At 61.9% G+C, this 7,797-nt stretch carries 7 protein-coding genes; 4 read left to right on the top strand and 3 right to left on the bottom strand.

Annotated features, from left to right (window positions below; genetic code table 11):
- Together ACQ5BM_RS29350 and ACQ5BM_RS29345 are read left to right on the top strand one after the other, a co-directional pair.
- On the top strand, positions 1-389 hold a 389-nt coding region (locus tag ACQ5BM_RS29350), incomplete at its 5' end, for an isocitrate/isopropylmalate family dehydrogenase (RefSeq protein ID WP_429818881.1).
- A 202-nt stretch (positions 390-591) separates the two neighbouring features.
- Complete coding sequence (locus ACQ5BM_RS29345; protein WP_429818879.1) at positions 592-1,281, top strand: phosphatase PAP2 family protein; 690 nt, start codon at positions 592-594, stop codon at positions 1,279-1,281.
- A gap of 111 nt (positions 1,282-1,392) precedes the next feature.
- Here the strand turns inward: ACQ5BM_RS29345 and ACQ5BM_RS29340 are convergent, their stop codons facing one another.
- Positions 1,393-3,282, bottom strand: coding sequence for an MFS transporter (locus tag ACQ5BM_RS29340; RefSeq protein ID WP_429818877.1), 1,890 nt, complete (start codon positions 3,280-3,282; stop codon positions 1,393-1,395).
- Between the two features lie 496 nt (positions 3,283-3,778).
- Here ACQ5BM_RS29340 and ACQ5BM_RS29335 point away from each other — a divergent pair, with 496 nt between their 5' ends.
- Together ACQ5BM_RS29335 and ACQ5BM_RS29330 are read left to right on the top strand one after the other, a co-directional pair.
- Positions 3,779-4,813, top strand: a complete 1,035-nt coding sequence (locus tag ACQ5BM_RS29335) for an aspartate-semialdehyde dehydrogenase (protein WP_173517921.1) — start codon at positions 3,779-3,781, stop codon at positions 4,811-4,813.
- A 198-nt stretch (positions 4,814-5,011) separates the two neighbouring features.
- Complete coding sequence (locus tag ACQ5BM_RS29330; RefSeq protein ID WP_429818875.1) at positions 5,012-5,833, top strand: lytic murein transglycosylase; 822 nt, start codon at positions 5,012-5,014, stop codon at positions 5,831-5,833.
- Between the two features lie 69 nt (positions 5,834-5,902).
- On the opposite strand, the gene ACQ5BM_RS29325 is transcribed toward ACQ5BM_RS29330, so the two are convergent.
- Positions 5,903-6,556 carry a carbonic anhydrase gene (locus tag ACQ5BM_RS29325; protein ID WP_429818893.1) on the bottom strand — a complete coding sequence of 218 codons (654 nt, stop codon included), beginning with the start codon at positions 6,554-6,556 and terminating at the stop codon, positions 5,903-5,905.
- 129 nt (positions 6,557-6,685) lie between these two features.
- Positions 6,686-7,567, bottom strand: coding sequence for a pyridoxal kinase PdxY (gene pdxY / locus ACQ5BM_RS29320; RefSeq protein ID WP_429818872.1), 882 nt, complete (start codon positions 7,565-7,567; stop codon positions 6,686-6,688).
- Positions 7,568-7,797: the final 230 nt, after the last annotated feature.

The following is a 7,797-nucleotide window of genomic DNA, read 5'->3' as shown; positions in this document are numbered from 1 at the left end:
TCGTCACCGACAACCTGTTCGGCGACATGCTGTCGGACGTGGCGGCGATGCTGACCGGCTCGCTCGGCATGCTGCCGTCGGCCTCGCTCGGCGCCCCGGATGCGGTCAGCGGCAAGCGCAAGGCGCTGTACGAGCCGGTGCATGGCTCGGCCCCGGACATCGCCGGCAAGGGCATTGCCAACCCGATCGCGATGATCGCCTCGTTCGCCATGTGCCTGCGCTATTCCTTCAACCTGACGAAGGAGGCCGACAATCTCGAAAAGGCGATCGCCAATGTGCTCGACCAGGGCATCCGCACCGGCGACATCATGGCCGAAGGGGCGAGGAAGGTCGGCACCTCAGAGATGGGCGACGCCATCCTTTCCGAGTTCAAGGCGCTGTCGGCCTGATCAGCGGACGATGCCGCATGGCACCGGCCCGACGCCGGCCGCCACCCGACAGACAAGCACCTCCGGAGCGCATCCGGAGGTGTCTTGCGTTTGAGGCCTTGAATTTGCCAAAAGATCCGACACATCGGGAGAGATGGCCCGAGAGCCAGTCAAAAAACAATGACCGCGGGACTCACGAGAACTGGCGGACGGACGGAGAGTCATGAAACGACCATTGGTGGCCACCGGATGGATTTTGCTAACGACGATCGTCCTCGTGTTCGCCCTCGTTCCGCTGGACCCGTTTCTCTCCCAAAAGGCGCAGGGCCTGCCGGCCAGCATCGTCGCCTTCAACCAAAAGATCACCGACTTCGGCCGCTTCGGCTGGATGATCTATCTTTCCGCCACCGCCCTGGCCGTCGCCTTCGTCGTGCAGCGCGCGGCAAAGCAGGAGCCGCTTCAGCGCAGGGCAAGCACCGCCAGCGATCTTGCGGCCTATTTTCTCCTGACGATCGGCACGGCCAGCGTGCTGGTGCACACGCTGAAAATTATCGTCGGCCGGGCCCGGCCGGAGCTCTTCACCGAGCTCGGCGCCTATAGTCTGACGCCATTTGCCAACACCAATCTCTACGAGAGTTTTCCCTCCGGCCATTCGACCGCCGCCGGCGCCTTCTTCGGCGTCTTCGCCATGCTGCTGCCGAAGCTGAGGCCGCTGTTTCTGATCCTGGCGCTGATGATTGGCGTCTCCCGCGTCATCGTCGGCGCGCATTATCCAAGCGACGTCGCTGCCGGGCTGCTGCTCGGCCTTTGGACATCGGTGATGATGGCATTTCTCTTCGCCAGATATGGTCGGCTGTTCCATCTCGGCCCGGGCGGCTGGCCGTTGCTGGGACGCAGCGACCAGGCCAAATAAAAAGCCGGCGCGGAAGACCGCGCCGGAGTCAGGAGAGCCGTGATAGCTCGGGGAAGATCCGGGCAATTCCGGACGAAACGGTTTCCGCCCGGAATTGCGTGATTTCAGCGTCTAGTCCATCGCGTGGATGTCGCGATCCTTCGTTTCCGGCAGGAACAGCAGACCGATCACCAGCGTGATGCCTGCGAACACGATCGGGTACCAGAGGCCGTAGTAGATATCGCCCTGGGCCGCGCTCATCGCGAAGGCCGTTGCCGGCAGCAGGCCGCCGAACCAGCCATTGCCGATGTGGTAAGGCAGCGACATGCCGGTGTAGCGGATGCGGGTGGGGAAGAGTTCGACCAGCAGCGCGGCGATCGGGCCGTAGACCATCGTCACGTAGATGACGAGCACGGTCAGAACGGCGATGATCATAGTCCAGTTGACGTTGGCGGGATCCGCCACCATCGCGAAGGTGCCGCCGCCGGCGATCGTGTAGACGGCCATCTCGGTGGCAGCGCCGACTTCATCCTTGGTCAACAGCTTGTCAGCGATCAGCTTCTCGGCCGGAACCATGGTCTTTTCGCCGCCGCGGACGGCAGCCGCATCGAGCGACAGCTCCGGATTGGCGGCAACGAAGGCGTCAAGCTTGGATTCCGGAACCTTCGCCGCACCACGAACCAGCGGGTAGCCGGCATCGTGAAGCGCCATGTTGACCTGCTTTTCGAAGGCACCGTTGGCAGCCTTGGCGCCATCACCGGCGGCGGCCGCATCGTAGCTGTTGATCGTGGTTTCGCCGACCTTGACCGTTGCGGCCGTACCGGCGGCTGCGGTCGTAACGACGTCATAAGGCACCGAGTTCTTGGTCAGGAACGCCGTTGCGATGTCACACGAGGTGGTGAATTTCGCCGTACCGGTCGGGTTGAACTGGAACTTGCAGTCGCCCGGTGCCGCAGTCACGGTCGCGCGGACCGTTGCCTGGGCCTGTGCGAGCGCCGGGTTGCCGGCCCAGGTCATCGCCTTGAACAGCGGGAAGTAGGTAAGCATGGCAAGCAGCAGACCGGCCATGATGATCGGCTTGCGACCGATCTTGTCGGAGAGCCAGCCGAAGAACACGAAGAAGCCGGTGCCGATCAGCAGCGAGGCGGCGACCATCAAGTTGGCCGACTGGCCGTCCACCTTGAGCACGCCTGTCAGGAAGAACAGGGCGTAGAACTGACCGGAGTACCAGACGACCGCCTGACCGACGACAGCGCCGAACAGTGCCAGAAGCGCGATCTTGGCGTTCTTCCACTGACCGAAGGCTTCCGACAGCGGTGCCTTGGAGCCCTTGCCCTCTTCCTTCATCTTCTTGAAGGCGGGCGATTCGTTCATCTTCAGGCGGATCCAGACGGAGATACCGAGCAGCACGCAGGACAGAAGGAAGGGAATGCGCCAACCCCAGGCGGCGAAGGCTTCCTTGCCGACGACAAACTGCACGAGCAGGATCACCACCAGCGACAGGAACAGGCCGAGCGTCGCCGTGGTCTGGATCCAGGAGGTGAAGTAGCCGCGGCGCCCATGCGGCGCATGTTCGGCCACATAGGTGGCGGCACCGCCATATTCACCGCCGAGCGCCAGTCCCTGCAGCATGCGCAGGGCGATGAGCAGGATCGGCGCAGCGATACCGATCGAAGCAGCGCCGGGCAGGATGCCGACCAGGAAGGTCGACAGGCCCATGATCAGGATCGTCACGAGGAAGGTGTACTTGCGGCCGACGAGATCGCCGAGGCGACCGAAAACCAGGGCGCCGAACGGACGAACCAGAAAGCCGGCTGCGAATGCCAGAAGCGCGAAGATGTTTCGCGTCGTTTCCGGATAGGAACTGAAGAAGGTCGCGCCGATATAGACGGCGAGTGAGCCGTAGAGGTAGAAATCGTACCATTCGAACACGGTACCAAGCGACGAGGCGAAGATGACCTTCTTCTCCTCGCCGGTCATCGGACGCGTTTTTGCGTCCTCCGCTGTCGCGACATTTGCCATTTTGCTTATCCTCCACTCCAAAACAGCTTGTTGGAGCGCCCATTGGCTGGCCCGGCATTCCTCCCAAGAATCGCCGGGCGTGGTGCGCCTGATCTGAAGGATGTCAGAAAAGCGCCGTCGTAGGCAGAGATGCTTTCGGCTTATGACTTTCGTCTAATGCGGCGATCGACCGCGGAGGGCCCGGCAAGGGCGCCGCAGCGTCGCCATGTCTTGACTCTTCCCCAAAACCGCGTAAGAGCAGCGTCGAACGAGGAAATCATCACCATGCGACCGATCGGTCCAGCCATCGCTGCTTTGATCCTGCCGGCTCTTGCCGCGGGGCAGGCTGTCGATTTTTCGTTCGCTTGCAAAACAACGGCCAAAACGACGACGAAAACCGTCTGACGTCTCTGGCCCTCCGCTCTCTCCCCGGTAAGGCCGGGGACCGGAACCTTCGCGGCAACGCGCGCGGTTCCCCCTCCACCCGATGAGGAGAGACAGAAAGAGAGCTTAGATCATGGGTTTCAAGATTGCAGTCGCAGGCGCCACCGGCAATGTCGGCCGGGAGATGCTGAACATCCTTTCCGAACGCGGCTTTCCCGCGGATGAAGTGGTCGCCCTCGCTTCCGCCCGCTCCCAGGGCACGGAAGTTTCCTTCGGCGACAAGACCCTCAAGGTCAAGAACCTCGAAAACTACGATTTCTCCGATACCGATATCTGCCTGATGTCGGCCGGCGGCGCGGTTTCGCTTAAGTATTCGCCGAAGATCGGCCAGCAGGGCTGCGTCGTCATCGACAATTCTTCGGCCTGGCGCTACGACGCCGAAGTGCCGCTGATCGTGCCTGAAGTAAACCCGGATGCGGTCTCGCTCTTCACCAAGAAGAACATCATCGCCAACCCGAATTGCTCGACCGCCCAGCTCGTCGTTGCGCTGAAGCCGTTGCACGACCACGCCAAGATCAAGCGCGTCGTCGTCTCGACCTACCAGTCGGTATCCGGTGCCGGCAAGGAGGGCATGGACGAGCTCTTCAACCAGACCCGCGCGGTCTTCGTTGCCGACCCGATCGAATCGAAGAAGTTCACCAAGCGCATCGCCTTCAACGTCATCCCGCACATCGACGTGTTCATGGAAGACGGCTACACGAAGGAAGAGTGGAAGGTCTTGGCTGAAACCAAGAAGATGCTCGATCCGAAGATCAAGGTGACCTGCACCGCCGTGCGCGTTCCCGTGTTCATCGGCCATTCGGAATCGGTCAACATCGAATTCGAAAACGAGATCACCGCCGATGAAGCACGTGACATCCTGCGCGAGGCACCGGGCTGCCTGGTCGTCGACAAGCACGAAAACGGCGGCTACGTCACGCCGTACGAATGCGCCGGCGAAGACGCGACCTATATCTCGCGCATCCGCGAAGACGCCACGGTCGAAAACGGCCTCAACCTGTGGGTCGTCTCCGACAACCTGCGCAAGGGCGCCGCGCTGAACGCGATCCAGATCGCCGAGCTCCTGGTCAACCGTGGCCTTATCAAGCCGCGCAAGCAGGCGGCCTGAAAGAGGCAGTAGAGCAGTTCGCTCCCGCCGAGCCCATCCGGGCTTGGCGGGTTTCCTGTTTCACGGGCCATGGGCGGTGTCGCCCCGGAATCACGTGAAACCACGATAAAGTTACCCGCCACTCCCGGTAGGTGACACCGCCGGCGAAGGCTGGCATTTTTTGAAAGCAACGAGATTCGGGCTATGACGGGGTATTTCATGCACAGGGCAAAGTGCGTAGCAGTGGGGCTTGCTGCCCTGATTTCGACCGCAATTTTTCCGGCTATGGCATCTGCTGCCCAATGCGGCAATGACGGCAGCGGCTTTGCCGCCTGGGTGCAGAACTTCAAGCAGGAAGCCTCCGGCAACGGGATCAGCCCTGCAGTCCTCGATCGCGCCCTGTCGAGCGTCTCCTACAACAAGGCGACGATCCGCGCCGACCGCGGCCAGAAGAGCTTCAAGCTGTCGCTTGACCAGTTCATGCAGAAGCGCGGTGGCCAGGCGATCATTTCCCGCGGCAAGAAGATGAAGCAGCAGAACGCCGCGCTGTTCACCAGCATCGAGCAGCGTTTCGGCGTGCCGGCCGGGCCGTTGATCGCCATCTGGGGCATGGAGACCGGCTTTGGCGGCTTCATGGGCAAGGAGCATACGCTCTCGGCCGTGTCGACACTTGCCTATGACTGCCGCCGCTCGGATTACTTCACCGACCAGCTCTATGCGGCGCTGCAACTCGTGCAGCGGGGCGATCTGAGCCCGGATGCGCACGGTGCTGCCCACGGCGAGATCGGCCAGACCCAGTTCCTGCCGGCCAACGTCTTGAAGTACGGCGTCGATGGCGATGGCAATGGCCACATCGACATGGTGCGTTCCAAGGCCGACGCGCTGGCTTCGACCGCCAACTTCCTGCGCGGCCACGGCTGGCAGCCGGGTGCGGGCTATCAGCCCGGCCAGGCGAACTTCGCTGCGATCCAGGGCTGGAACGCGGCAAGCGTCTACCAGCAGGCAATCGCCATCATCGGCGCGGAGATCGACGGCCTCTGATCTTTCGGATGTCCGACCTTTTCTGAGAAAGTCTCAAGCCCGGTTCGAATGGACCGGGCTTTTTGCTGGCTACATGCCCGGACGGGAGAAGTCGCCGGTCGCCGGGTCCATCACCCAGAGTTCGCCGGTCGAGATGTCGAACCAGGCGCCATGCAGATGCAGCTTGCCCTTGGCCTCAAGAATCTGAACGCAGGGAAAGGTGCGCAGGTTTGCAAGCGAGTTGCGGATCGAGACCCGCTCGAGCGCACGCTGGCGCTCCGCCTGGGTCATGATGTCGTTGCTCTGGATCTGCTCGGCTGCCGGCTTCAGGAGGTGCATCCAGCGACCGATGAAATCACCGGGCGACAAGGGCTCGGCATCCGGATCGAGTGCCGCCTTGATGCCGCCACAGCGGCCATGCCCCATCACGACGATATCGCTGACGCGCAGCGACTGCACGGCGAACTCCAGGGCGGCCGACGTCGAGTGATAATGACCGTCGGGTTCATAGGGCGGCATCAGATTGGCAACGTTGCGTACGACGAAGAGTTCGCCCGGGCCGCTGTCGAAGATCGTTTCCGGCGCCGCACGCGAATCGCAACAGGCGACGACCATTGTCTTCGGCTTCTGGCCGGTTTCCGCGAGCGCCTTGTAGCGTTTCTGCTGTTCGTTGAAGCGGCCATTCATGAAGTTGCGGTAGCCGTTCAGAAGGTGATCCGGAAAACGCTGCTGCTGCTTGTCCATCGGTTTCTCCGCTGCTGCTTCGAGCCAGACGCGGGCCTTCGCCCGCATCACGCTCCAAGTCATGAAAATCATCATGATCTAAAGTTCAACCCACGATGTCTTCCAGGCATCGTCGATGAACAGCTTCTTCTATTTTCGCCGTATCTGATTCGGATGCACCAGACGGCGCATCTGCACCATCGCCATCGGCGTCGAAAGGCTCGAGGCATCCTGCTCGATCGTCAGTTCATCGGCACCGCGCTTGACGCTGCGCGCGATGATCTCGAACACGCTCGCCGTCGCCATCTGCAATGCGCGCTCTTCCGACAGTCCTTCGAGAAGTCGCGCAAGGAACACGGCAGTCAGCAAGTCGCCTGTGCCATTCGGCGGATTCTCGACCAGCCGATGCTCGGCGAGCAGCGCATGATTGCCCGAAAGGAAGAGGTTACCCGTGCCGCCGCTCATCATCGGCACTGCCGAGGTCACCAGCACGCGGGCCGGGCCGAGGCCGAGAGCAGCATCGAGGATTGCCGTATTCGTTTCCAGCGTGGCGCCGGAGAGCCAGGCAAGCTCGAAGCGGTTCGGCGTCGCCAGATTGGCAAGCGGCAGCAGCCGGTCACGAATAGCCGTCGCGGTCGCCTCCGGAACATAGAGCCCGCCGGCATCGCCGATGACGGGATCGCAGGCATAGATGAGCTTGGGATTGCGCTCCCTCAGGGCTGCCACCAGGCGCGCGACACCTTCGGCCTGATCGGTCGAGCCGAGATAGCCCGAAAGCACGGCGCGCACCTCGCCCACCCAGGGCGCGGCAATGAGATCGTCGATCACCGACTGGAAATCCGCATCCGGAATGGTGACCCGCGTCGAGCGCCCATGCCCGGGATGCCAGGGAAGGATGACCGTCGGCAGTGCCCAGACCGGATTCCCCAGCGTCTCCAACGCGAAGACTGCGGCCCGGTTGCCGACCTTGCCACGCACGACATGGCTCGAGATGACGATGACGGCGCCGGGCAGGGAGGGCATTTCGGGCATCGACGAGTCCAATCCTTCAGTCTAGAAACTCTGATCACCCGACTGTCACCGCCCTGTCAACAGCCGATGGCAGATAGGTTCCGCAGAAGCCGCTGGCGTTTTCGTGCTTTTTCATCGATTTTCGAGCAATTTTCGCGAAATTGCCTTCGATTTAAATGGATTTAAGCTGTTTTCACGTGAAATTCTCCGATTTTGGGCTCGATTTTGCCGAAATCGGCGTAAAAAGCGGT

This window comes from Ensifer sp. B1-9, from assembly GCF_050474445.1.
Taxonomy (GTDB): Bacteria; Pseudomonadota; Alphaproteobacteria; order Rhizobiales; family Rhizobiaceae; genus Ensifer.
Note: the sequence above shows the minus strand (reverse complement) of the source record. Positions and strands in the feature narration are given on the sequence as shown.

Coding starts and splice junctions, on each gene's coding strand:
- ACQ5BM_RS29345 (WP_429818879.1), top strand. CDS start 592: ATGAAACGACCATTGGTGGCCACCGGATGGATTTTGCTAACGACGATC.
- ACQ5BM_RS29340 (WP_429818877.1), bottom strand. CDS start 3,282: ATGGCAAATGTCGCGACAGCGGAGGACGCAAAAACGCGTCCGATGACC.
- ACQ5BM_RS29335 (WP_173517921.1), top strand. CDS start 3,779: ATGGGTTTCAAGATTGCAGTCGCAGGCGCCACCGGCAATGTCGGCCGG.
- ACQ5BM_RS29330 (WP_429818875.1), top strand. CDS start 5,012: ATGCACAGGGCAAAGTGCGTAGCAGTGGGGCTTGCTGCCCTGATTTCG.
- ACQ5BM_RS29325 (WP_429818893.1), bottom strand. CDS start 6,556: ATGGACAAGCAGCAGCAGCGTTTTCCGGATCACCTTCTGAACGGCTAC.
- pdxY (WP_429818872.1), bottom strand. CDS start 7,567: ATGCCCGAAATGCCCTCCCTGCCCGGCGCCGTCATCGTCATCTCGAGC.